Genomic DNA, 23,753 nt, shown 5'->3' with positions numbered 1-23,753 from the left:
GCATGGCTGCAATGCGCTGAAATCATGGCTGTTTTCGCCCGCAGAGCTTGTAAATGTGTGTGGTTTTCCGCACAGACCAAAGCTGCTAGTGTGAAAGTCGAAACACTTGGCGAGAATGTGTCGCGTGCAGCAGATCAACGACATCGCGCCACCAGCCCGCGATTCGCAGGCGGTGCCGCGCGTGGCGGGCTGGCTTCTGGCAGTCGCGGCCCTGGCCCTGCTGGTCGTGGTTCCCCTGGCCACCTATTGGGGGGTCCGCGCCGGTGCTCTTGAAGGGCTGCGAAACGAAGGGCTGGCCGCTGCGCAGTCGCGGGCGCTGACGCTGGAAAGCATGCTGGACCGGCAGCGCGCGGTGGTTGCGATCCTGGCCGATGACGACCGCGTCAAGGTCGCTCTGCGTGCCGGAACCCAGCAGTCGCGGGACGAGGTTTCGGCCAAGCTGGAACGGCTGCGGTCCGAGACGCAAAGCGCGGTCATCTACCTGATGCGCGGGGACGGCTACACCATCGCGGCATCCAACTGGGACCAGCCCGACAGCTTCGTCGGGCACGACTACAGCTTCCGCGAATATTTCCGCGGCGCGCTTGTCCAGCCCACCGCGATGGAATTCGCCTTGGGCACGGTCAGCGGCAAGCCGGGGCTTTATCTGTCCCATGACGTGCGGGACGGCGATGACCTGCTGGGCGTGGTGGTCGTCAAGGTCGAGTTCGAGGCGCTTGAGGCCGCCTGGTCGCGAAGCCCCCACGCCACGCATGTGACCGAGGCTGACGGCCGCGTCATCATCACGACCCAGGGGCAGAACCGCTTCAAGCCTCGGCCCCCGGTTGCCGAGGGAAGCCTGCCCATTGTCCTGCCGGTGCGCGGCACGTCCTGGCATGTCACGATGCAGGTGCCCATGCGCGACGCAAGCCAGACGGCGGCCTATGCCGCGGGCGCGGCGGGCCTGGCGATGGCCCTGCTCATCGCCCTGGCGGAACAGGCCCGCAGGTCGCGCGGCCGGGCCGTCCGCAAGGCCGCCGCCGATCGCGCCTATCGTGCCGAACTGGAACAAGCCGTAGCCGAACGCACCCGCGACCTGTCCGAGGAGATCCGCGAACGCCAGGCGGCCCAATTGCGGCTTTCGCAGATGCAGGCCGATCTGGTGCAGGCCAACAAGCTGGCGACGATGGGCCAGATCACCGCCGGCGTCGCACACGAGATCAACCAGCCCCTGGCCACGATCCGCCTGCTGGCCGAAAACGGGCAGGCGATGGATCCCGGCGGTCCGGCGGGGGACAACCTGGCCCGGATCACCCGGATGACCGACCGGATCGGCCAGATCACCGACCAGTTGCGCGGCTTTGCCCGCAAGGCCACGGGACAGGTCGGGGCGGTCGCCCTGCGCGATGTGATCGAGACATCGCTGATGCTGACGGCCAGCCGCCGCAAGGCCAGCGACATTCCTGTGCGCCTGCCCGATATCCCCCCGGGGCTGGCCGTGGTAGGCGAACAGGTCCGGGTCGAGCAGATCCTGGTGAACCTGCTGACCAATGCCTTTGAAGCGCAGGAAGACGTGGCGGATCCCTGGATCCGCATCGGCCTTGAACACCGAGGGGACCGGGTGGTGCTGACCGTCACCGACAACGGCCCGGGCCTTCAGCCGGGCCAGATGGCGCAGTTGTTCGCGCCCTTCGCGACGGGCAAGGCGCAGGGCCTGGGATTGGGGCTTGTGATCTCTCGCGATATCGCCCGCGATTTCGGAGGAGAGCTTTCGGCGGACGATCCCGTCTCGGGCCAGGGTGCGACCTTCCGCCTGACGCTGAGGAAGGCCGCATGACCCGGCTGGTTCGCCTTGTCGACGATGACGACGACCTGCGCGCAGCACAGGTGCAGACCTTGCAGTTGGCGGGCTGGCAGGTCGAGGACTATGCCCAGGCGGCACTGGCGCTGAGGGGTATTAAGCGAGACTATCCAGGCGTGGTGCTGTCCGACGTCCGGATGCCGGGGATGGACGGCTTCCAGTTCTTCGAGCATTTGCACAAGATTGACCCCGATCTGCCGGTCATCCTTCTGACCGGCCATGGCGACGTGCGGATGGCGGTTGCCGCGCTGAAGGCGGGGGCCTATGATTTCCTGACAAAGCCAGTGGGCCGCGATGTGCTGCTGGCCGCGTTGAACCGCGCCTCTTCGGCCCGCCAGCTGGTCCTGGAGAACCGCGACCTGCGGCAGGCCCGCCATGACGCGGCCGATGATTTTCCCGAACTGGCAGGCGGCAGCGAGGTGATGATCCATCTGCGGGCGGCCCTGGACAGGGTGGCCGAAGCTGGGGGCAGCGCGCTGCTGACCGGGCCGGACGGGGCGGGCAAGCTGGTCGTGGCGCGCGCGATCCACCGCCGCGGCCCGCGCCGTGCCCGCAGCTTCGTGCATCTGGCCTGCGACGCAATGGATGACGCGCGGTTCGAGGCGGACCTTCTGGGCGGCGAAACACCCGGCCCGCGCGGCACCCGCCAGACCGGCCAGTTGGAACGGGCGCAGCGGGGCGTGCTGTTTCTTGACCGCGTGGACGCGCTGTCGCCGGGGATGCAGGCGCGGTTGGCGGCGATTCTGGAAGCGGGCGAGTTCTGGCCCGCGGGCGCCGCGGCGCCACGCGCGATGGACGTGCAGTTGCTGGCCTCGACGGCTACGGATCCGCTGCGGCTGGCGGGGGATGGGCAATTCGACGCCCGGCTGTTCTATCGCCTGTCCGGCACGATCCTGGCCGTCCCCTCGCTGGCGGAACGGCGCGAGGATATTCCTGCGCTTTACCGGCATTTCCTGTTGGCGGCCTGCGCCCGGCTGGATCGGCCCGCGCCGCCGATGACGGGGGCGGTCAGGGCGCGGCTGGCGGGGCATGGCTGGCCCGGAAACCTGCCGGAACTGCGCGGCCTGGCCGAAAGCCAGGCGGTGGGTGTCACGCCATTCGACGCCACCGGAACCGCGGATCGGCCCGGCCTCTCCGATCTGGTCGCCACCTATGAAGCCGAACTGATCCGCGACGCCTTGCGGATCGAGGGGGGCAATGCCACCGCCGCGATGGGCCGCCTGCAACTGCCGCGCAAGACCTTCTATGACAAGCTTGCACGGCATGGCATCAGGCCCACCGACTTTCGCCGCTGATCAGCGCGTCCGCCCCTCGATCACCGTTTTCACGACCAGCACCATCAGCGCGATCAGCGTCAGGGTCGTCGCGGCGGCAAAGGCGCCGACGGTATTGAGGTCGTTGAACAGAAGCTCGATCTGCAGGGGCAGGGTGTTGGTCTGCCCCCGGATCGCGCCCGACACCACCGAGACCGCGCCGAATTCGCCCACCGCGCGCGCCGTCGCCAGCACCGCGCCGTATAGCAGGGCCCAGCGGATGTTGGGCAGCGTCACCAGCCGGAAGATCTGCCAGCCCGAGGCGCCAAGCGTCAACGCAGCCTGTTCCTGTTCCGACCCCTGCGCCTGCATCAGGGGCAGGACTTCGCGCGCGACAAAGGGGCTTGTCACGAACAGCGTCACCATCACGATGCCCGGCAGCGCGAACAGGATCTTGATGTCGCCGGCTGCCAGCACCGGCCCCAGCAGCCCCTGGCGCCCGTAGAGCAGCAGGTAGCAGACGCCCGCGATGATCGGAGAGATCGAGAAGGGCAATTCGATGATCGTCAGCAGCAGCTTGCGGCCGGGAAAGGTAAAGCGGGCAATCAGCCAGGCGGCGGCGATGCCGATAGCCAGGTTGACCGGCAGCGTGATGACGGCCACGACCGAGGTCAGCCAGATCGCGTGCAGCGTGTCGGGGGCCAGGATGTTCTGGGCGAAGACGCCAAGCCCCTCGGACAGGGCGCGCCAGAAGATATAGATCAGCGGCACCACGACGATGAACATGGTCAGTGCGACGGCCAGCCCCACCAGCAGCCACTGGGCGCGGCGGTCGGGACGGGGCGCAAGCGCTGCGGGGGCGGTCGCGGGCGTCATGCGGGAACCCTCCGCCGGGTCAGGCGCGATTGCAGCCAGTTGGACAGGACCAGCAGCACCAGGGCTATGGCCACCAGCGTCAGGGCAATCGCGGCGGCACCGTTGTAGTCGTATTCCTCAAGCCGGATCACGGCCAGAAGCGAGGCGATCTCGGTCTTCATGGGCAGGTTGCCGGCGATGAAGATCACTGCGCCGAACTCGCCCAGGGACCGGGCAAAGCCGATGGTCGTGCCGATCAGGAAGGCGGGCAGGATCGCCGGAACGATTACCTTGGCAAAGATCTGGAAGGGCGAGGCGCCCAGCGTCCTTGCGGCTTCCTCCAGGCCAGGATCCAGATCCTCGAGGATCGGCTGCACGGTGCGGACGACAAAGGGGATCGAGGTGAAGGACATGGCGATCGCCACCCCCCAGATCGTGTAGACGACCGAGACACCGGCAGGGGCCAGCAATTGCCCGTACCAGCCGTTCTGGGAAAACAGGGCGGTCAACGCAAGCCCCGCGACGGCGGTCGGCAGGGCAAAGGGAATGTCCATCATCGCGTCCAGCAGCCTGCGGCCGGGAAAGCGGTAACGAACCAGTACCCACGCCATCAACAAGCCGTAGAGGGCATTGAACGCGGTTGCCAGGGCGGCGGCGGTGACGGTCAGCCGCAGCGCGGCAAGGGTGCGGGGGGCGATCACGATGTCCCAGAACCGAACGGGGCCGATCTCGGCCCCCTTCAGGAACAGGGCGATGACGGGCAGCAGGACGATGATGCCGACATAGGTCAGCGTCACGCCCATGGTCAGGCCAAAGCCGGGCAGGACCCGCCTTTGCCGCCCGGCGGGTGCGTCGATGACCGCCGCAACGCTCATTGGTTCACGAACACGGAATCGAGAATCCCGCCTTCCGCGAAATGTTCTTCCTGCACCTTGTCCCAGCCTCCGAAGACATCCTCGACCGTGACCAGCTTCACTTCGGGGAAGTTCGCGGCATATTCGGCGCTGATCGCCTCGTCATGCACGCGGTTGAAATTCTGGGCCAGGATGCGCTGCGCGTCAGGCGAATAAAGGAAGTCCAGATAAGCCTTCGAAACTTCGGCGCTGCCCTTGTCCTCGGCATTCTCGGTCACGACGGCGATCGGGAACTCGGCCAGCAGCGACAGCGAGGGCGTGACGCGTTCCAGCTTGGCATCCGCATATTGCTGGGCGATGCCGCCGGTTTCCGCCTCGAAGGTGATCAGCACGTCACCCAGGCCGCGTTCGGCGAATGTCGCGGTGGCCGCGCGCCCGCCCTGGTCGAAGACCGGGACATTGGCGAAGATCTTCTTCACGAACTCCTGCGCGGCAGCCTGGTCGCCGTTGTTCTTGTCAAGCGCATAGGCATAGGCCGCCAGATAGGTATATCGCGCGTTGCCGCTGGTCTTGGGGTTCGGGAAGATAACCTGCACGCCCTCCTGCGCCAGGTCGTCCCAGTCGTCGATCCCCTTGGGGTTGCCTTCGCGCACCAGGAAGGCGGGCAGCGAGTAATAGGGCGAGGCCTGGTTCGGAAAGGCGTCGCGCCAGTTTTCATCCACCAGCCCGCCTTCGGCCAGCACGTCGATGTCGGTGACCTGGTTGAAGGTGACCACATCGGCGGGCAGCCCTTCCAGAATGGCGCGGGCCTGCTTGGACGATCCGCCATGCGACTGGTCGATGCTGACGGTGCGGCCGGTCTGTTCCTGCCATTTCTGGGCAAAGACGGGGTTCAGTTCGGCGAAAAGCTCACGTGCGATGTCATAGGACACGTTCAGGATCGCATCCTGCGCGGCTGCGGGCGATGCGAGGCCCAGCACAAGGGCAAGGGCGGTGGTCAGGCGGGTCTTCACGGGCGGGCCTCCTTGAGGGTCATCGGGGTCTGGATCGGGACGGCGGCGGTTTGCGGGCCGCCGGGGAAAATCTGTCCCGCGGCAGGGCGCAGGGCGACGGGCTGGCCTTTCCGCAAATCGCGGCCCTCGCGGCGCGGCACTTCGGCCTCGATCCGGCAGCCGGCATCGTCCTGCGCCACGACACGCAGCAGCGCCCCGGTCGAGGCGATCTCGGTCACGCGGAAGGGTGCTTGCGGATCGGGCACCGGCAGGATGTCGGCGGGGCGCAGGAAAAGCGTGGCCGGTCCATCGGCCATGGCGCGGCGGGGCAGGGCGGATAAGTCTATGCCCGCCGCCTGCGCGCGACCCGCCCGCATCGTCACCGGAACCTCGACCGTCAGGCCCAGGAAGCGGGCGACGAAGGACGTGGCGGGATGGTCATAGATCTCGTCGGGGTGGCCGGTCTGTTCGATCACGCCGCCGTTCATCACCACCACGCGGTCGGCCAGTTCGAAGGCCTCTTCCTGGTCATGTGTGACGAAGATCGAGGTCGTGCCGGCGCTGTCGTGGACGCCGCGCAGCCAGCGGCGCAGGTCGCGGCGGACTTGGGCGTCAAGCGCCCCGAAAGGCTCGTCCAGCAGCAGGACGCGCGGGTTGATCGCCATCGCGCGGCCCAGGGCAACCCGCTGGCGCTGCCCGCCCGACAATTCGGCGGGGTAACGGTCGGCAAGGCCTTCGATCTGCAGGAAGGACAGCAGCCCGTCCACGGTCGACGCGATCTGCGCCTTGGCGGGGCGGTCGCTGCGCGGCAGGACGGACAGGCCGAAGGCGATGTTGTCGCGGACGGTCATGTGCGGGAACAGGGCATAATGCTGGAACACGAAGCCGATGCGGCGTTCGGCCGCCGATTTCGCCAGCCAGTCGGCGCCGTCGAAGGACAGCCCGCCGGCATCCGGCCAGTCCAGGCCCGCGATGATACGCAGAAGGGTTGTCTTGCCCGAGCCCGACGGCCCCAGCAGCGCGATCAGTTCGCCCTGATCGACCGTCAGGTCGATGCCGCGAAGGACCTGGGTCGCGCCGAAGCGTCGGGCAAGATGCGAGATGACAAGCGACATAGGCAGCCTTCCTGTTTGCCGCAAACAGTTAGCAACGCCCTGTGCCCTTGCCAAGGAAGCCCCGCCCGCAGGCCGCGTCCCTGCCGCAGGAGATTGTTCCACCAACGTCCGCAAAGGCAGCACCCGTGGTCTCGGCCCTGCTGCAAATGCCCCACGTCCTTTGCCAGCTCCGCCGACAGGCGCGATTTTTTCCTTTTTCCCCGTCGGTTCCGGCGATAGCGTGCGTCCAGACCGAAGTCGGGTATGTCGTGATCCGCCAGAACCTTGCCATCCTGTCCGGCCGCGCCATCGCGGTGTTCGCCCGGCTTGTCACGGCGGTGCAGGCCGTCTGGCGCGGCGCCGATCCGGGGGACATGCGCCAGCGCATCTATTTTGCCAATCACGCCAGCCACGGAGACTTCATCCTTGTCTGGACCGTGCTGGCCGATCCGCTGCGGCGTCGGACCCGCCCCGTGGCAGGCGCTGACTACTGGGGTTCGGGCTTGCGCCGCTTCATCGGGCGCGATGTCTTCAATGCCGTGCTGATCGACCGGACGCGGACGGACGCGGCCAGCGACCCCGTAGGCCAGATGGCGCAGGCGCTGCGGCAGGGTTCCTCGCTGATCCTGTTCCCGGAAGGAACCCGCAACCTGACCGACGCGGACCTGCTGCCCTTCCGCAGCGGGCTTTACCATCTGGCCCGCGCCTGTCCCAAGGTGGACCTGGTGCCGGTCTGGATCGACAACCTGAACCGCGTGCTGCCCAAGGGCGCCTTCATCCCCGTGCCGCTGATGTGCAAGGTGAACTTCGGCGCCCCGATGCGGCTTGATCCGGCCGAGGGCAAGGACGCCTTCCTGACCCGTGCCCGCGACGCGCTGCTGGCGCTGCGTCCCAACCGCGAGGCTGCCGCATGAGCGTGCAATCCGATCTTCTGGTGGTGCTGGCCGGCGTCGGCGGCGTGCTGGTCGTCGCCTCGGCCATCGGCTGGGTGCTGGGCCGCAAGCTGTCGCCGGATGGCCGGAACGAGGCGATCGAGAACCTGAACGACCGGATCCGCGTCTGGTGGGTGATGGTGTTGGCGCTTGGCCTGGCCTTCCTGGGCGGCAAGACCGGCGTTCTGCTGCTGTTTGCCATCTGCTCGTTTGCCGCGCTGCGCGAATTCATGACGCTGACGAACGCCACCCGGGCGGATCACTGGACGCTTGTAGGGGCGTTCTTCGTCGTGCTGCCTGTCCAGTATGCGCTGATCTGGCACCAGCAATACGGCATCTTCGCGGTCTTCATCCCGGTCTATGTCTTCCTGCTGCTGCCCATCGTCTCGGCCCTGCGGGGCGAGGTGCGCAACTTCCTGGTCCGCATCGCCGAGATGCAATGGGCGCTGATGATCTGCGTCTATTGTGCGTCCCACGTGCCCGCGCTGCTGAACCTGCGCATTCCGGGATACGAGGGGCGCAACGTCCTGCTGATCGCGTTCCTGGTCATCGTGGTGCAGATCAGCGACGTGCTGCAATATGTCTGGGGCAAGCTGATCGGCCGGCACAAGATTGCCCCTGTGCTGTCGCCGTCGAAGACGGTCGAAGGGTTTGTCGGCGGGGCGCTGTCGGCCACGCTGATTGCGGCGGGGCTGTGGTGGATGACCCCCTTCTCGCCCGGGCACGCGGCCCTGATGGGGGCGATCATCACGGTCATGGGCTTTCTGGGCGGGCTGGTGATGTCCGCGATCAAGCGCGACCGGGGCGTCAAGGACTGGGGCCACGCCATCGCGGGGCATGGCGGCTTCATCGACCGGCTGGATTCGGTCGTCTTCTCGGCGCCGATCTTCTTTCACCTCACGCGCTATTTCTGGGCCACGGGATGATCGACACGTCGAAACGCAGGCCGCTTGCCAGCAGGCAGACCCGATGGGCCAATCGCGCCGCGCGTCTGCTGGCCGATGCGGGGGTGACGCCCAACCAGATCTCGGCCGCGGGAATGGTCGCGGCGATGGTTGCGGGGATGTGCTTCGTTTTGGTCCCGCAAGCAGGTCCGTTGGGCAGGGCGGCCTTGCTGCTGTTGGCCGCGCTGTTCTGCCAGTTGCGGCTGGTCTGCAACCTGTTGGACGGCATGGTCGCGGTCGAGGGCGGCAAGGGCGCGCCCGACGGTCCTTTCTGGAACGAGTTTCCGGACCGGGTGTCGGACATCCTGATCCTGGCCGGTGCCGGAATCGCAGCAGGGCTTCCTGCGCTTGGCTGGGCCGCGGCGGCCTTGGCGGTGCTGACGGCCTATGTGCGCGAACTGGGCGTGACCTGCGGCGCGCCGGCCGATTTCAGCGGACCGATGGCCAAGCAGCACCGGATGGCGGTCATCACCGGCGCGGCTGTCCTGTCGACGGCGGAACCGCTGTGGGACGGTGGGGGCGGGGTGCTGCGGCTGGCGCTGTGGACCGTGGCGGTGTTGGCGGGGCTGACGGCGGTGCGGCGGTCGGCCCGGCTGATCGGTTTTCTGAAACGGCGCTAGGTGTCAGCGCCGCCAGAGCCAGCTTTGGCCGGCAAGGCTGCCCTGGACCTTTGCCAACAGGCGCAGCGCCGGCGGGCGGGGACTAATCCCGTCCCGCAGCCTGTCCACCGCAACTTCGGCCGGGCAGGGAAGGCGGCTGACCGGGTCGCGATAGCGCGGATAGGCGATCAGGCAGGCGTGGACCAGGGCCGCCAGTTCGGGCCGCGCGGTGCGGCGGGCAGGTATCGGCCCCAGGTCGCGGGTCAGGCCCCAGCCGGCATAGAAGGGCGCCCCCAGCGTGGTTACGGGGACGCCGCGCAACATCGCCTCGAACCCCAGGGTCGAGGTGATCGTCCAGACCTCGTCGACATGGCCAAGCAGGGTTGCCGGGTCGGTGGCGGTCACCACCTCATCCGCGAACCTGCCCGCGCAGATTGCGCCGGGGCGCAGGCCAGCCTCGACATCGGGATGGGGCTTGAAGATCACGTGGGCGTCCGGATTTTCCGCCCGGACCCGCCGCAGCAGATCCAGGTTCGTCCTTTCCCGCCCCGCGCCCAGCCTGATCGAGGCGTCATCCTCGACCTGCCCCGGCACGAGGATCCGCCTGCGGCCTGTCGGGGTCGGGCGGTAGCTGCCGGCGGCAAGGTTGTATTTGGACAAACCGGCGGACCGGATCGCTGCCATCAGCCTTTCGGCGCGGTCCACGCCTCCGGGCGGCGGGCCTTCGGCAATCAGCCGTTCAAGCCGGCTTTCGTGCAAGGGGTCGTAGTAGATGCCCAGGTCGTCTGCCACCAGGGAAAGGGGCGGCGTCAGAGCGGCACCCAAACCCCGCGACCGCAAGAATCCGTCCTCGACCCGCGCCGCACCTGGAACCTCGTCCGCCTTGCCGGCCCAGGCCAGCGTCACGGTGGTTGCAGGCTTGTCTGTGAAGCGCACTCCGGCGCCGTCGCCGAAGGCCCACGCGATGGCAGGCCGCTTCCACAGCCGCATCCCATAGGCCAGATGGCCGTCGCGGTCCTGGCGGAAGGCCTTCACCTCTGCCTCCAACTGGTTCAGGGCGCCGTCGAAATCCGTTAGCCGGTCGCGGCAGGGATCGTACCAGACAGTCGCCAGAAGATGGCTGGCGGCAAACAGCGCCTCGATCGGGGCGGGGCCGCGGCGGCCGTTGGGCAGGGGCATCTCGTCATCCGACAGGCCCCAGCCGGCATAGAAGGGCTGGCCGAACAGCCGGGGGCGGTGGCCCGCCAGCATCGCCTCGTATCCCAGCTGTGAACTGACGGCATAGACGGCATGGGCGTTGTCCAGCAGTCGCCAGGGCGAAATTTCGGCGTCGCAAATGACATCGCCGGGCCGCAGGTCCTCTGCGTTCAGATGGCCCGGACGCAGGCCCAAACTGGTTTCCGGGTGGCTGCGCAGCAGGATCGGTCGGCCCGGATGTTCACGGCGCGCGGCATCGAGCATGGTCAGGAACCGCTTGCGTCCGGCCCCCATCAGCGACGCGTCGCCCCTCGTCTGGTCGACCAACAGCACATAGCCCGCATCGGGCGTGGGCAGGTCGGGGCGGTGGGCGTTGTATTTCGACAGGTCGGCGGCGCGAAGGCGGGCGATGCCCTGGCGTGCCTGGCCGTCCTTTCCGGCGGTCGCGCCGCTTGTGACAAGGCTTTCGATCAGCGACGGGTGGGCCGGATCGAAATGCAGCCCCAGCGGATCGATCAGAAGCCCGACGGGGCCACGTCGGGCGACACGACCCTTGGCCCGGCCGGGAAGAACCGAGCGAAGGAAGGCATCCTCGACCGTGACCAGGCCCGCGCCGCGCCGCGCCGCCACGGAACGGCCGCGCCAGGCGGTCGGGCTGCCGCCCCAGACAGCAACCTGGTCGCCCGGACCGGGAAGCCCCAGCCGCAAATCCCATCCCGCCAGTTCCAGGATCCGCCGCAGGCGCGGATTGCGCCAGAAGCCCGCGTTGAACGCGAAAAGCCGCCGGGTTTGCGCCCCGGCGGCCTTCAGGTCGTCCCCCATCAGCCGGTCACTGCGACAGGTTCTGGAGCGAGTTCGCAGAGTTGATCGGCCCGATCAGCGCGGCCAGCCGCTTCTGCCACTGAACATAGGGCGCCTCGGTCACATAGACTGTATCCTCGTCCCGGATCAGGAAGTCGCGGGCCAGGAACAGCCCGTTGGGCCGGGTCAGATCCAGAACATAGGCGATGCGCTGCGATCCCTGGACCGTCTTGCCCAGCACGCGCGAGGCGACCTGTTCGGGTTCGTCGCGCAGGATGAACACGCCCGTCGGATCGGCCAAGTTCGAATTGAGACCGCCGACCATCGCCACGGCCTCGACTGCGTTGATCATCTCGTTACCCAGGGGCACGCGGGTCTGTCCGCCAAGGGCGCCAAGGGCGGTGAAGCTGCGCTGATCCTCCTCGACCAGGATCACGTCGCCGGGGCGCAGGGCGATGTCGTTGCTGGCGTTTGAATAAAGATCGGTCAGCCAGACCTTGCCATTGCTGTTGCCGCGCTTGACCGTGACCACGGCAATCTCGGGCTCGATCGAGACGCCGCCCGCGCGGGCCAGCATCGCCCCCAGCGTCCGGGTCGGGCGTTCGATCGGATAGACGCCCTGCGCCGTGACCTTGCCCATGACCGACACCGTGGCCCCGTCGCCCGCGACGCGGGCCACCGTGACCTGCGGATCCGGTGTCTGGGTCGCCAGGCGTTCCGTGATGATCTGGCGCAGCTGGTCAGGGGTATTGCCCGCGGCCTGGACCCGGCCCGCGTAGGGCACGAAGATATAGCCGCCGCTGTCCACCTGGATTTCCTGAAGCGCGGTCGAGCTGGCCCCCAGCGAAGACAGCAGGCCGTCATCGACGTTTTCCCAGATCGACAGGCCCAGCACGTCGCCTGCGCGGATCTCGTCAGCGCCGACCTGGCCTGCCCGCAGGAAGCTGTTCGAGAAGCCATAGGACGGCGTGAAGTTCGTCTCGCGCGCGACGTGGTCGTTCACATAGATCACATGGGTGTTGCCGCCCTTTTCGACGGCGCCCGAATAGATCTCGTTCTTGCTGGGGCCGGATCGCGGCAGGCTGCAGGCCGCCAGCAGCGTCATCGCGGCAATCAGGGTCAGGCGCATCGCCAGGGCCGCCACCGGACGGGTGGGGGAAAGCTTCACTGTCACCTCTCGAAACTCCTGTTCCTTGGCCCGGACTTGCCGTCCGGTTGTGCGCGCAATCTAGACCGAGGCGCTGCGGGATGCCACACCTTCCTGACCGTCAGTCCAGAACTTCGCCGATCTGCTGGCGACGCTGGAAGCGTCCACCCGCAAGCGCCTGATAGGGATCCTCGGGCGCCAGGATCAGGTCGGCCACCACGCGCAGCGCATGGGCCCGCGATCGCCGGGAATAGAACCCGCCGGGAACCTGGCTTGTCTGAAGCAGGTAGTCGCGAAAGACGCGATAGGACGCGGCGTCGGGCAGGCAGGGGTTGGCCATGAAATCAGCCAGCGTCTGGTCCGACACCAGCCCCGGCTTGCAATAAACGGCACGGCCCAGGGCCTTGACCGGCAGCCCGCGCCACAGCGCCTGTTGTCCAGCGGTCGAGTTCACGGTGACGACCGCCCGGGCATGGGCCAGCATCTCGGCCAGCTTGCCGCCGCGGAAGTAATGCACCCGGTCCGTCACGCCGTGCCGGGTTGCGGCTTCGCGGATGCAGCGGCGGTTCCTTGCACGCCCATCCTCCAGCGGATGCGCCTTGAAGACGAGGTGGTGATGCTGCGGCGCCGAACGGGCAAAGGCCTCGACGACCTGATCGACAAACTCGCGGTTCGACCGGAACGGCGAATGCCCCAGCATGTTCGAATCGTGTTCCAGTTGCATGGGCACAAGCACGTAGGGATCGCCGGACAACCGGAAATGGCGCCACTGGACAAGGCGGGTGGCTGAATGAATTGGCATCAGCAGCAGCCGGCGCAGGTTCAGGCGGAATTCGTCAAAGATAGGCAGGGCGCGGTGGCTGGCAAACTGGCGATAGCGGCGGTTCGCGACGAGCACCAGGAAATGATAGAAGGCCCCATAGGCCTTGTGCTGGCGCATGTCGCCCCAATGGGCTGGGGGGCGGCGGACCTCGACCAGGGTCTGGTGCAGTGTCGCCTGCATTTCGGCAAGGGAAATGTCCAGAAGGACGGAATGCCCGTTCGATCCGCCACGTTCGTAGCTGATCCAGTAGGGGCGCAGGTAGCCTTCCTCGAAGACGTGCAGCCGCAGGCCGTGGTCCTGCGAAGCCTGGCGCGCAGCCGCATGGATCGGGCGGACGTCGCCGTAAAGGACGATGTCGGTCACCTGTCTGTCGGCGACGATCCGGGCGAGGTGGGCGGGCCACTCGGCGCTGCTGCCGGTATGGCGCAGCAGGTGCGCCGGATCCGACCAGAAGAACTCGTCCCCCGCGTTGAACGCGCATCGCCAGACTTCCGCACCGGCCCGCCGCAGCAGCTTGCCCAGCCGGTCGAAGAATGGTCCATGCGGCCCCTGCAACAGCAGAAAGACCCGCTTGTCCGGACCAGGCATGTCTGCCAGCGTGGAAGTCTTCCGATCCTGTAGCACCATACCATCCTGCTAACGGCGGGGCGTTTTCCTTTGGGTACTTGCTACAAGAGGGGAACAGACGGCATGACACCGTGCGATGCTTGCGCTGCACCACGCTATCGCCTAGGTCTGGGCCGAAGAAAAGGGGTTTTTGCGTGTTCACAGGCATCATCACCGATATCGGCACCGTCGCAGCGGTCGAGATGCGCGGCGACATGCGCGCCCGGATCGCCTGCGGCTATGACATGGCAACCGTGGACATGGGCGCGTCGATCGCCTGCGACGGCGTCTGCCTGACCGTGGTGGACAAGGCGCCGGGCTGGTTTGCCGTCGATATCTCGGCCGAGACACTGTCAAAGACCAATATCGGCACGGGCGGCTGGCAGGTCGGCCGCAGGCTGAACCTGGAACGGGCCTTGCGCGTGGGGGACGAACTGGGCGGCCATATCGTCAGCGGCCATGTCGATGGCGTGGCCCAGGTGGTCGAGATGCATGACGAAGGCGACAGCCTGCGCCTGACATTCGAGGCCCCGCCGGCGCTTGCGCGCTTCATCGCCCCCAAGGGATCTGTCGCGCTGAACGGCACCTCGCTGACGGTGAACGAGGTGGCGGGCAACCGCTTTGGCGTCAACCTGATCCCGCACACGCGTCATGTCACCACTTGGGGGACCGTCGCCCAGGGCGATCCCGTCAATCTGGAAGTCGATACGATGGCCCGCTATGTCGCGCGCCTGGCCGAGGCGATGGGCGCGCCCATGACTGCCGGGGCTTGACGCGGGCCGGCTTTCGCGACATTGCAGCCGGTCTCTTTGCAAGGGCTGATCCATGAACCCCAACGACGACAAGCCGAACGACAAGCGCGCCGATCGCCGCGCGCTCAGCAGCGGGGCGCGCCTTTATGCGGTTCAGGCCCTGTATCAGATGGAGGCCGCGGGCCAGTCGGCCGAGCGGGTCACGCGCGAGTTCGAGCTGTTTCGCCTGGGTGCCGATGACGAGGACGGCCAGTCGCTTCCTGCGGACGAGACGCTGTTCAACCGCGTCGTTGACGGGGCGGTGACCTGGCAGTCGCGGATCGACCAGGCCACGGATCGCGGATTGGTCGCGAAATGGCCCATCGACAGGATCGACCCGGTGCTGCGGGCGCTGTTCCGCGCCGCTGGCGCCGAACTGGTGACCCCGCAAACGCCGCCGAAGGTCGTCATCACCGAATATGTCCGCTTGGCTGAGGCCTTCTTCCCCGATGGGCGCGAACCGAAATTCGTGAACGCCGTCCTCGATCATGTGGCGCGGGAGCTTCGTCCCGAGGCGTTCTGACGGCACGGGACCCGGCGGTAGACATGGGATCGCGGCGCTGTTGCGCCTTCTACTGCCGCAAGGCGATCAATTCGTGGCGGCGGCATCATGTTGGTGTCGCGAGCTTGGCGTGTTTCCTGGTCAGCGCCACCGCATCTGTTGGCCTTTCCGACAGATGTCTTGCACCTGCAACCAGTCTATGATCGCCGTGACGACTGCATAGGAACGCGAAGAAACGCGAGGTTCCGACGCGTCCGCTGAAGTCCGAACGCGCCACCATGGCACATCGCCCAAGACCACAAATGCTGACGCAGGCTAAGATTGCTTTGGCAAGCGTGTCGAATGTGCAACATCTTCGGCTTGAAAGGCACAGCGCTGACCTGCCTATCAGTTGGGCAATCACGGACATGTTTCAGGGCTCGGATTACTGTCCAGGGCAGAAAGATTAACATTTTTTAACGAATAGCATAATTACGCCAATCGCTTCCCTCCGGGCGAATTTGGTTCCACAGGAACAGATCAAGACCCTATTTCAGCAGGTTTTCGCTCAATGCGCCCTGTTCATTGTTGGCTCACATTTTCGCGCATTCCTCACGTTTTTCGCGGCCCTATGAACCCGGGCGATGCGGGATTACTTCATCTTTCGCAGAGATGCTCTGGCGTCCTTTCAAGCGTCCAGAACAACGAAACTCAGCTCGTGAGGATGAGATGAAGAAAATTACGCTGCTGACCGGCTCCGCTGCTCTGATGGCCGCCCTTTCGGCACCGGCATTCGCCCAGACCGAGATCGCCGCTGGCGCCGATGCTACCGGGATTTCGGGCATCAACGACCGGATCATCGATGTCGAGGACGCTGTCCAGGACGACTTCGATCGTGACAACGACGCCGCGCGCTTTGGCAACCCGGACCGCCGCGAAGGCCTGTTCGGTTCGGTTGCGCTGACCTATGCCGGCAGCACCGGCAATGAGGAAAGCCAGGACTTCTCGCTGGCGGGCCGCGTGTCCAACAACGCAGGTCCCTGGCAGCAGTCGGTCGGGATGCTGATCGAATTCGGCGAAGACCAGCAGGGCAACAAGGACAAGGAAGAAGTGTCGACCATCTATGATGGCGCCTACTACTTCAACGACCGCTTCTACGCCTTCGTTCTGGGTCGCTTCAGCATCGACGGACTTGCCAACGGCGATCCGGACTATGATGGCCAGCCCGACAGCGAGATTGCCGAAAAGCTGGGCGACTTCGCCCGTGACGGCTTCATCGGCGTGGGCCCGGGCTACCGCGTTATCAACACCGAGCAGACCGCGTGGCGCGTCCAGGCCGGTATCGGTTACCGCTACACCCAGACCGGCGCCCAGAAGTCGGGCTTTGACCTGGTGGATCCGGATGGCGACGGCGTCTTCGTTCGCGAAGAAGTCACGGACTCCTCGGACAGCGGCGTCGGCTACATCGTGTCGTCGCGCCTGTACCACCGCTTCAACGACATGGTGTTCATCACCAACGACACCGACTACCTGTCGTCGGAAGACTCGGACGACGTGATCACCAACCAGTTTGGCGTGAACTTCCAGATGTCGGACCAACTGGCGACCCGCGTCAGCTACACCACCGAATACCAGGAAAACCGTCCGATCCGCACGGACAACACCCTGGGCGTGTCGGTCGTCTACGGCTTCTAAGTCAAGCGACAGATCACCGAACGAAGGGCGGCCCGCAAGGCCGCCCTTATCGCATGGAAAAACCGCCGCTGCGGTGCAGGGCGGTTGAAGGTGGCGGGAACCGCAGCAACCGCGGCAGCACGAGATTTCCCGAAAGCCTGGATTACCAGGTGGGCGCCGGGTAACGAGACCAGGGTCACGCCAGAGCCAGCCCCCTCGGAAAGATTATAGGCCAGTGGAAAAATGGCCGCTCGCGAGAAGAGCAGAAACCCGCCACAGCGCAAGATAGGGGCGGGGCAGGGGCAGTTCAAGCAGGTTGCGGGATGTTGCCTCTTCGTTCTATAAGCGCACCATGACACGACTGGAACCGTCCCTTCCCGCCATGCCGGGCCAGCGCCTTGCCCGCGGCGTCGGGCGACTGTTGCGCAGCATGGACCATGCCGTCCTGACCGAGTTCACGCCCCACCGGGGCCTGCGTGTCGATGTGATCAGCCTGGGTCCGAAGGGCGAGTTCTGGATCGTCGAATGCAAAAGCTGCCGCGCCGATTTCATGCAGGACCGGAAGTGGCAGGGCTATGTCGAATGGTGCGACCGTTACTTCTGGGCAGTCGACTGCGACTTCCCATCCGAGCTTCTGCCCGCCGATACCGGCCTGATCTGCGCCGATGCCTATGGCGGCGAGATCCAGCGGATGGCGCCGGAATCCCGGCTGGCGGGCGCCCGGCGCAGCAAGGTCATGCGCGATTTTGCCCGTGCCTCGGCCCTGCGGCTGCAGGGCTTGACCGATCCTGACGCCTTCAGCGCCGCGGCTTTTTAGGCTTGCCGCCGCCGGTGCCCATCTGACGGGCGGCTTCGACCGCGGCCATCAGTTCCTCGGCAATCTCGGTCGCTTCCTCGGGATCGAAGTCCAGGGGAAGGTCGATCCCCTCGGCCTCGACATAGATCCGGACCATGCCGCGGTCGGTCGGACCGATCTGCAGGTTGGCCGCAATGTCGCTTTGGCTGTTGATGCTCATGCCCGTGATCCTTCTGTGACAGGTTTTCTGTATCTTGCATGGAAATTACCGGCAAGACGGGCTTGCAACCGAAAGGAACCGGCGTTAGAGAACGCATCCGTGCCGCCTTAGCTCAGTTGGTTAGAGCGCTAGATTGTGGATCTAGAGGTCCCCCGTTCAAGCCGGGGAGGCGGTACCATCCTCCTAAGCCACTCTTGTCACATTATTCTTTCGCTTTGCGGAACCAGCCCGTTTGCGCCGGGGTTTAGGCCGTGAAGGTGACAATCACACCGGAGGACATAAAGATGGCTGAACAGAATCCGACCCTGAACGACATGAAGAAAGACGCGACGGCTGCTGGCCAGCAGGCCAAGAACGACCTGCGCGACGGTGCCAAGAAGACCGGCGACGATCTGCGCGACGCGGCTGGCAAGGCGTCCCAGAACACCGGCGGGGATAACCTCAAGGATCGTGGCGCGGACATGGCGCAGAATGCGCGCGACAATGCCCAGGAATATGTCGAGCGTGCGCGCGAGGTTGGTGGCGAATATGCCGGCCGCGCCAAAGCCGAGGCCGAGCGCCTGTATCAGACCGGCCAGCAGAAGGCCACCGAAGTGGCCCATTATGCCGAAGAACGCTATGACGAAGTCTCGCAGATGGTGCGCCGCAACCCCGCCCAGGCCCTGGGTATTGCTGCTGGCATCGGCTTCCTTGTCGGCCTGATCCTGGCCCGTCGCTGAGGACGCTTCCCATGTTCGACTATGCGCAGCGTCTTCAACTGGCTCTCAAGGACACGGCGCGTAGGTCGGCCATGAAGGCGGTTGCCGGGCTTGTCCTGGCCGTCGCCGCTGGCTTTCTGATCGCGGCCCTGTGGTCGTTCCTGGCTCATAACCTTGACTGGGGTCCTGCCTTGGCCTCGCTCGCAATTGCGATCCTGTTCGTGGTGGTCGCGCTGATCCTTTTGGGGATGTCCAAGCGTACCCAGCACGAGATGCCGACCACGACGGACCTGAAGAACGAGGTCGAGGCGAGGGTGACCCTTGCAGCGGATGCCGCATTCGAGAAGGCCCGGGCCGAAGCCGAACGCGTCATGGACATGGCGGGCAACAAGGTTTCGTCGTTGATGGACGAGGCCAGCCACCGCGCCACCAAGCTTGCCGACGATACCGAACGCCGCGTATTCGGTGTAGCACGCAATGCCGCGCAGGCGGTGGGCTTCAGTTCGTCGAACATGGAGGCTGTGCGCTCAAGGGTCGAAGATGCGACCGACACGTTGTCGCGCGCTAACAGCAGCAATGCTGCAAGCATGGCCAAGTTGTTGGGCGCTTTTGCGATCGGGGTGACATTGGCGGCAAAGCTGCGAGAACAGCAGGACGATGACGACGACTACGATTATCGCGATGATATCCTGTAAAAGAAGCGGGCCGCAGATGCGGCCCGTTTCTTGTCCAGCAAGACTGTTAGATCAGGCGTTCGCTTCGCGGATCTTGTCGGCAGCCTCTTTGTCGTAAGCGACCCCTTTCTGGTCGAACAACTGGTCAAGCTCGCCCGACAACGTCATCTCGGTCACGATATCGCAGCCGCCAACAAACTCGCCCTTCACGTAGAGCTGCGGAATGGTCGGCCAGTCCGAAAAATCCTTGATGCCCTGGCGGATGTCATCGTCACTAAGGACGTTCACGTCGCGATAATCGACGCCCATATAGTTCAGCACGCCGGCGACCCGGCTGGAAAATCCACATTGCGGCATTTCCTTGGTGCCTTTCATGAACAGGACCACGGGGGCGGCGGCCACGATTTCCTGGATCTTGTCAGTAACTTCGGTCATGTCTTTCATCCTGTGTCTGATGGTCTGGCCAAGGGGCAGGGGCCTCAGTCAGGCGCTTTCGTGGTCAATGCCAAGGCGTGAAGCGCACCCGACTTGCCGGCCATCTTGTCCTGAAGGGCGGCATAGACGGCACGCTGCTGCTGGACACGGTTCTGGCCCCGGAAACTCTCGTCGATCACTTCGGCCGCATAGTGGTTTCCGTCGCCCGCAAGATCGGTGATCGTGATCCGGGCATAGGGAAATGCCACACGGATAAGGGCTTCAATCTCATGGGCTTCCATGGCCATGGGGCTGTCCTTCTGCCTTTGCCTCTCAGATGTAGGGGAAGCAGGAAGGGCCCGCAAGGCCAACAAGAAACGGCCGCGTGTTCCGCGGCCGTTCACAGTGACTTGAAGCTCATTTCAGTTTGCAGTGGCAGCGCCGACTGTTCCGCCCACAATGGCGCCTGCAGGACCCGCAACAACCGCGCCGCCCAGTCCGCCCGTTGCTGCACGTTCCGTCGCATTGTCGCCGCAAGCTGCCAAGGCAATAAGAAGGCCACCGCAGAAAGTTGCTGTGATCGCTCGCATATGATTGTCCTTTCTGGTTCCCGTTTACGTTACTGATTGGACAAGCAATTGCAGGCCCAAAAGTTCCGTGGAGGTGGGGAAGCAGAGACGCGTCTTATAGTGATAATCTGTATTATGGAACGATAGCAGGTTTGACTGTTCCTCGGGTTGTCATTCCACCTCTGCTTTCACAACATCGCGCCACCATCAGGAGGCTGCAATGCCAGTCTCACCACCTGTGTGCGATGTTGGTGCGTCGCAGGATGATTTTGCGCTGCCGGGTGCCGAAGGCTGCAACTGTCGTCTGGCAGATGTTACTGCGCATTGGCGTCATGGCTTTACCTTTCCTTGTCTTTATGACGAGCCTCAGGCCGATGCGCTGGCACACGGACAGCAGGCCCAGCCGAGACACGGCGCGAATTGCTGCAGATCGCCAGCACTGGACATGGCGCCAAAAACCGGCTTCATCAACGGGTTGTTCATTGAAATGGAAAGCGGGATGAATGTCTGCATGGCGCCCTGGCCGGTTGTCTTTGACCTCGACGGCACCCTGATCGACAGCGCGCCAGACATCCATGCTTGCGTGAATAGCGTTCTGACGCAGCATGACTCGCCTCTGCTGACCCTGGATCAAGTCAGAAGCTTCATTGGCGGTGGCGTTGATGTCTTGTGGCAAAAGATCATGGCGGCACAGCAATTGCCCCAGGATTGCAAGGCCGACTATGTCGCGGCATTCATGATCTGCTATCAGGACGCGACGCAACTGACGCGCCTGTTCCCGAATGTGGTCGATGCACTTGGGGTCCTGGCGGATCGCGGGCATCCGCTGGGGATCTGCACGAACAAGCCCTTGGCCGTGACGCAGGCAATCCTTGCCCATCTGGACATTGCGCATCTCTTTGGCTGCGTGATCGGCGGGGATTCGGTGGCCCAACGCAAGCCGCATCCGGCGCCGCTGCAGGCCACCCTGGCCGGCCTCGGGGCAGATCCTGCGGACCCCCGGGCGATCTATGTTGGCGACAGCGAATTTGATGCCGCCTGTGCTTCGGCCGTCCCCGTGCCGTTCCTGATCTATTCGCGCGGCTATCGCCAGACCCCGATCGAGCAGCTGCCTCACCTCGCCCAGTTCGACGACTTCGCTTGCCTCCCTGGCCTGGTCGAGAGGCACGCCACCGCCTGACACTGTTGCAGGCCCCTGCCCCTCTGCTTGACATTTCAGGCGCGGATGCGCCAATCCATGTCAGTATCATTGAAAGGCCTCCAATGGATCTGCGTCAGCTTACCCCGAACCTCGCGGTTTCGCCGCAGATTGAACTGTCGGACGTGGCCTTGCTTGCCCGGTCGGGCTTCAAGACCCTGGTCAACAACCGCCCGGACGAGGAAGACGGGGCCATCGATCACGAGGTGATGGCCAAGGCCGCCGCCGATGCGGGGATGGAGTATCATTATCTGCCATTCCGACCCGGCCAGATCACGCCGGACCTGATCCAGGGGTTTTCGGCCGCGCTCGAGGGGCCAAGGCCCGCGATCGCCTTCTGCCGGTCTGGCAACCGCTCGACCGTTCTCTGGGCGCTTGGGCAGGCAGGCAAGATGTCCGAGGCCGAGGTGCTGAACACCGCGGCCGAGGCTGGCTATGACCTTTCCGGCGTCGTTCCCCTGATGCGTTCGCTGGCAGGCGCCAGCCGCTAGGGCCTAGGCGGGGACGCCCAAGGCGCGCTTGACGTTGGCGGTCCATCCCAACAGGCGCAGATCGTCTGCCATGATGGCTGGGCGCTTCATCACACTGGGCTTTGCGCCCATCATCGCTGCCGGATCGGCCGCGCGCTCGTCCTCGGACATGCCGCGCCAAGTCAGGCTGGCCCGGTTGACGATCTTGTCGCCGAACTCGCGCACGATCTGTGCGCGTTCCTCATCCGACAGCGGTTGCTGCTGAACATCGCGAAAATCGACGGACCAGCCATGCTGTTCAAGATCGGCCTGCGCCTTCTGGCAGGTCGAGCAATGGGCCAGGCCGTAAAGGGTCAGCTTCTTCATGAAACGCTCCGATCAGACAAAGGGGACCAGCGGGACTCCGCATGCGGACAGGACCAGAAGGGCGGCAAGGGCAATGAATGGCTTCACGATAGGCTCCGGCAGGACGGGTTCGGCATGGTTATTCCCCTGCCGCAGGCGGGCGGCAAGTTAGAAATCGCCCCCCGGGCCATGCTTGTGCAGACTGCGGCGGACCTGCCGCATGGCCCACCAGACGACCAGCACGGCGACCGGCGTCACGCCCGCGATCAGATAGGCCTTGTCGATCTTCAGCGCCGAAGCCAGCGGGTAAAGCGCATAGGACAACAGCCCGACGGCGTAATAGCTGATCGCCACCACAGACAGCCCCTCGACCGTGTGCTGCAGGCGCAGTTGCAGGTCGGCGCGGCGGTCCATCCGTTCCAGCAAAGCCTGGTTCTGCGCGGACCGTTCGACATCCACGCGCGTCCGCAGCAGGTCAGCGGCGCGGCGGGTCCGTTCGACCATGGTGCGCAGCCTTTCCTCGGCCGAGGCGACGGTCCGCATCGCCGGACGATATCGGCGGCGCATGAACTCGTTCAGCATCTGCCGGCCCATGAAGCGGCTTTCGCGCAATGCGGAAACCCGGTCCATCACGATCGCCTCATAGGCCTTGGTGGCGCCGAAGCGGAAGAAATGCTGAACCGCCTGCGCTTCCAGTTCTGCCGATACCTCGAGCAGTTCGTGCAGCACGACTTCGGCAGGCCGGGCATTGTCATGCATCCCCTCGACGATGGCCGACAACCGCGGCTCCAGTTCGTTCAGGCGGCGCGACAGGCTGCGCGACCGGCCCAGGCCCAGCATCGACATCGCGCGATAGGTTTCCAGTTCCACCAGCCGGTGGACGATGCGGCCGATCCGCCCTTCCCCCACGTCGGGACCGACAAACACCGCAAAGCGCATCCAGCCGTCAGGGTCGATGCGGAAATCCCCTGCGATCATTGCGGCTTCCTCCAGCACCCAGACGGCGGTCAGACTGTCGCGCGCGAACCAGGTGCTGATACGGTCAAGCGCCTCGGCGGGATCGTCGGGCAGCCGGTCGATCTGGACCATCACGGCCGCCACCCGCCGCCCGGGTGCCTGGGCCTGCCAGTCGGTCGGGAAGATCGCAGCGGCGCTTGGATCGAAAGGCCGGATCGGCAAGCCCGGCGTCGTCGCCATGTAGGTCACGAACTCGGTGTGGCTTTCCCACTTGAGGTCGTGGCGCCCCAGCTTGCCCTGGTAATGGCTGTCCTCGGGATCGGGCCGTGGCCCGCCGTGGCGCGAGGTCAGCGCGGCCAGATGGTCGAAATCCTTGCGCCGGTCGCGATTGGCCGCGTCGCGAGGTTCCTTGAAGGCCACGAAGGTGCATGTCGCAGGCGCGGACAGGCGGGGCGAGGGCCGGGCATGCAGTTCGTTGACAAGATCGTACCGCAGCGCATGTTCGATGTCCGGCCCCACGCCTTTTCCC

At 65.3% G+C, this 23,753-nt stretch carries 25 protein-coding genes, 1 tRNA gene and 1 other RNA gene; 14 read left to right on the top strand and 13 right to left on the bottom strand.

The genetic code is table 11. The features are described 5' to 3' along the window. The first annotated feature begins 124 nt into the window (after positions 1 to 124). Complete coding sequence (locus tag IE224_RS01110) at positions 125 to 1,816, top strand: sensor histidine kinase (protein ID WP_229849189.1); 1,692 nt, start codon at positions 125 to 127, stop codon at positions 1,814 to 1,816. Continuing rightward, entirely contained in the window at positions 1,813 to 3,135 is a 1,323-nt protein-coding gene (locus tag IE224_RS01105) for a sigma-54-dependent transcriptional regulator (protein WP_191307316.1), read from the top strand. Before IE224_RS01110 ends, IE224_RS01105 begins: the two co-directional genes overlap by 4 nt. On the opposite strand, the gene cysW is transcribed toward IE224_RS01105, so the two are convergent. The 4 genes from cysW to IE224_RS01085 are packed head-to-tail and all read right to left on the bottom strand — an operon-like array spanning position 3,136 to position 6,909. Then, the gene (gene cysW, locus IE224_RS01100; protein ID WP_191307314.1) at positions 3,136 to 3,969 is read right to left on the bottom strand and encodes a sulfate ABC transporter permease subunit CysW; all 834 of its coding nucleotides are present in this window, start codon (positions 3,967 to 3,969) and stop codon (positions 3,136 to 3,138) included. Then, positions 3,966 to 4,823, bottom strand: coding sequence for a sulfate ABC transporter permease subunit CysT (cysT, locus tag IE224_RS01095; protein WP_191307312.1), 858 nt, complete (start codon positions 4,821 to 4,823; stop codon positions 3,966 to 3,968). The genes cysW and cysT overlap by 4 nt, the downstream gene beginning before the upstream one ends. Beyond that, positions 4,820 to 5,815 (bottom strand): sulfate ABC transporter substrate-binding protein, encoded by a 996-nt coding sequence (locus tag IE224_RS01090; protein ID WP_191307310.1) that lies wholly within the window; start codon positions 5,813 to 5,815, stop codon positions 4,820 to 4,822. Before IE224_RS01090 ends, cysT begins: the two co-directional genes overlap by 4 nt. Next, positions 5,812 to 6,909, bottom strand: coding sequence for a sulfate/molybdate ABC transporter ATP-binding protein (locus IE224_RS01085; protein ID WP_191307308.1), 1,098 nt, complete (start codon positions 6,907 to 6,909; stop codon positions 5,812 to 5,814). The genes IE224_RS01090 and IE224_RS01085 overlap by 4 nt, the downstream gene beginning before the upstream one ends. Before the next feature lie 248 nt (positions 6,910 to 7,157). On the opposite strand from IE224_RS01085, the gene IE224_RS01080 reads away from it, so the two are divergent. The 3 genes from IE224_RS01080 to IE224_RS01070 are packed head-to-tail and all read left to right on the top strand — an operon-like array spanning position 7,158 to position 9,384. After that, positions 7,158 to 7,802, top strand: coding sequence for a lysophospholipid acyltransferase family protein (locus IE224_RS01080; protein ID WP_229849188.1), 645 nt, complete (start codon positions 7,158 to 7,160; stop codon positions 7,800 to 7,802). Further along, on the top strand, positions 7,799 to 8,746 hold the full coding sequence (locus IE224_RS01075) for a phosphatidate cytidylyltransferase (RefSeq protein ID WP_191307306.1): 948 nt from the start codon (positions 7,799 to 7,801) through the stop codon (positions 8,744 to 8,746). The genes IE224_RS01080 and IE224_RS01075 overlap by 4 nt, the downstream gene beginning before the upstream one ends. Then, the gene (locus IE224_RS01070) at positions 8,743 to 9,384 is read left to right on the top strand and encodes a CDP-alcohol phosphatidyltransferase family protein (protein WP_191307304.1); all 642 of its coding nucleotides are present in this window, start codon (positions 8,743 to 8,745) and stop codon (positions 9,382 to 9,384) included. Before IE224_RS01075 ends, IE224_RS01070 begins: the two co-directional genes overlap by 4 nt. Before the next feature lie 3 nt (positions 9,385 to 9,387). Here the strand turns inward: IE224_RS01070 and IE224_RS01065 are convergent, their stop codons facing one another. From IE224_RS01065 to IE224_RS01055, 3 genes are all read right to left on the bottom strand, one after another. Beyond that, the gene (locus IE224_RS01065; RefSeq protein ID WP_191307302.1) at positions 9,388 to 11,382 is read right to left on the bottom strand and encodes a capsule polysaccharide biogenesis protein; all 1,995 of its coding nucleotides are present in this window, start codon (positions 11,380 to 11,382) and stop codon (positions 9,388 to 9,390) included. A gap of 7 nt (positions 11,383 to 11,389) precedes the next feature. Further along, positions 11,390 to 12,490: a polysaccharide biosynthesis/export family protein gene (locus IE224_RS01060; protein ID WP_455430398.1), complete on the bottom strand. Its 1,101-nt coding sequence runs from the start codon at positions 12,488 to 12,490 to the stop codon at positions 11,390 to 11,392. A 139-nt stretch (positions 12,491 to 12,629) separates the two neighbouring features. Beyond that, the gene (locus IE224_RS01055) at positions 12,630 to 13,919 is read right to left on the bottom strand and encodes a capsule polysaccharide biogenesis protein (protein ID WP_191307300.1); all 1,290 of its coding nucleotides are present in this window, start codon (positions 13,917 to 13,919) and stop codon (positions 12,630 to 12,632) included. A gap of 173 nt (positions 13,920 to 14,092) precedes the next feature. On the opposite strand from IE224_RS01055, the gene IE224_RS01050 reads away from it, so the two are divergent. The 3 genes from IE224_RS01050 (at position 14,093) to IE224_RS01040 (ending at position 16,904) form a co-directional block, all read left to right on the top strand. After that, the gene (locus IE224_RS01050; RefSeq protein ID WP_191307299.1) at positions 14,093 to 14,710 is read left to right on the top strand and encodes a riboflavin synthase; all 618 of its coding nucleotides are present in this window, start codon (positions 14,093 to 14,095) and stop codon (positions 14,708 to 14,710) included. Positions 14,711 to 14,762: 52 nt separating this feature from the next. Next, positions 14,763 to 15,251: a transcription antitermination factor NusB gene (nusB, locus tag IE224_RS01045; protein WP_167622027.1), complete on the top strand. Its 489-nt coding sequence runs from the start codon at positions 14,763 to 14,765 to the stop codon at positions 15,249 to 15,251. A 687-nt stretch (positions 15,252 to 15,938) separates the two neighbouring features. Beyond that, positions 15,939 to 16,904 carry a DUF481 domain-containing protein gene (locus tag IE224_RS01040; protein WP_167622026.1) on the top strand — a complete coding sequence of 322 codons (966 nt, stop codon included), beginning with the start codon at positions 15,939 to 15,941 and terminating at the stop codon, positions 16,902 to 16,904. A 93-nt stretch (positions 16,905 to 16,997) separates the two neighbouring features. Here the strand turns inward: IE224_RS01040 and ssrS are convergent. Next, a non-coding RNA gene (gene ssrS, locus IE224_RS21505) (6S RNA) lies at positions 16,998 to 17,155 on the bottom strand. A gap of 80 nt (positions 17,156 to 17,235) precedes the next feature. On the opposite strand from ssrS, the gene IE224_RS01035 reads away from it, so the two are divergent. Continuing rightward, positions 17,236 to 17,700, top strand: coding sequence for an MmcB family DNA repair protein (locus IE224_RS01035; protein ID WP_191307297.1), 465 nt, complete (start codon positions 17,236 to 17,238; stop codon positions 17,698 to 17,700). Here the strand turns inward: IE224_RS01035 and IE224_RS01030 are convergent. Then, entirely contained in the window at positions 17,681 to 17,899 is a 219-nt protein-coding gene (locus tag IE224_RS01030) for a DUF6324 family protein (RefSeq protein ID WP_167622024.1), read from the bottom strand. The genes IE224_RS01035 and IE224_RS01030 overlap by 20 nt on opposite strands. A 101-nt stretch (positions 17,900 to 18,000) precedes the next feature. Here IE224_RS01030 and IE224_RS01025 point away from each other — a divergent pair. The 3 genes from IE224_RS01025 (at position 18,001) to IE224_RS01015 (ending at position 19,292) form a co-directional block, all read left to right on the top strand. Then, positions 18,001 to 18,077, top strand: a tRNA-His gene (locus IE224_RS01025). A gap of 106 nt (positions 18,078 to 18,183) precedes the next feature. Next, on the top strand, positions 18,184 to 18,618 hold the full coding sequence (locus tag IE224_RS01020; RefSeq protein WP_191307295.1) for an ElaB/YgaM/YqjD family protein: 435 nt from the start codon (positions 18,184 to 18,186) through the stop codon (positions 18,616 to 18,618). Positions 18,619 to 18,629: 11 nt separating this feature from the next. Further along, positions 18,630 to 19,292 (top strand): phage holin family protein, encoded by a 663-nt coding sequence (locus IE224_RS01015; RefSeq protein WP_191307293.1) that lies wholly within the window; start codon positions 18,630 to 18,632, stop codon positions 19,290 to 19,292. A 51-nt stretch (positions 19,293 to 19,343) separates the two neighbouring features. Here the strand turns inward: IE224_RS01015 and grxD are convergent, their stop codons facing one another. Continuing rightward, positions 19,344 to 19,706, bottom strand: a complete 363-nt coding sequence (grxD, locus tag IE224_RS01010; RefSeq protein WP_167622021.1) for a Grx4 family monothiol glutaredoxin — start codon at positions 19,704 to 19,706, stop codon at positions 19,344 to 19,346. 44 nt (positions 19,707 to 19,750) lie between these two features. Then, positions 19,751 to 19,993 carry a BolA/IbaG family iron-sulfur metabolism protein gene (locus tag IE224_RS01005; protein ID WP_191307291.1) on the bottom strand — a complete coding sequence of 81 codons (243 nt, stop codon included), beginning with the start codon at positions 19,991 to 19,993 and terminating at the stop codon, positions 19,751 to 19,753. 481 nt (positions 19,994 to 20,474) lie between these two features. On the opposite strand from IE224_RS01005, the gene gph reads away from it, so the two are divergent. Both gph and IE224_RS00995 read left to right on the top strand, forming a co-directional pair. After that, positions 20,475 to 21,434 (top strand): phosphoglycolate phosphatase, encoded by a 960-nt coding sequence (gene gph, locus IE224_RS01000; RefSeq protein ID WP_229849187.1) that lies wholly within the window; start codon positions 20,475 to 20,477, stop codon positions 21,432 to 21,434. A gap of 83 nt (positions 21,435 to 21,517) precedes the next feature. After that, complete coding sequence (locus IE224_RS00995; RefSeq protein WP_191307289.1) at positions 21,518 to 21,943, top strand: protein tyrosine phosphatase family protein; 426 nt, start codon at positions 21,518 to 21,520, stop codon at positions 21,941 to 21,943. 3 nt (positions 21,944 to 21,946) lie between these two features. Here the strand turns inward: IE224_RS00995 and IE224_RS00990 are convergent, their stop codons facing one another. Together IE224_RS00990 and IE224_RS00985 are read right to left on the bottom strand one after the other, a co-directional pair. Further along, a complete protein-coding gene (locus IE224_RS00990) occupies positions 21,947 to 22,288 on the bottom strand; it encodes an arsenate reductase family protein (protein WP_191307287.1) in 342 nt (113 codons plus the stop codon). A 147-nt stretch (positions 22,289 to 22,435) separates the two neighbouring features. Continuing rightward, a complete protein-coding gene (locus IE224_RS00985; RefSeq protein WP_167622016.1) occupies positions 22,436 to 23,743 on the bottom strand; it encodes a DUF3422 family protein in 1,308 nt (435 codons plus the stop codon). Positions 23,744 to 23,753: the final 10 nt, after the last annotated feature.

This window comes from Paracoccus aerius (assembly GCF_014656455.1).
In the GTDB taxonomy this organism is placed as follows: domain Bacteria; phylum Pseudomonadota; class Alphaproteobacteria; order Rhodobacterales; family Rhodobacteraceae; genus Paracoccus; species Paracoccus aerius.
The sequence above is the reverse complement of the archived record's forward strand: the minus strand, read 5'-3'. Positions and strand labels throughout refer to the sequence as shown.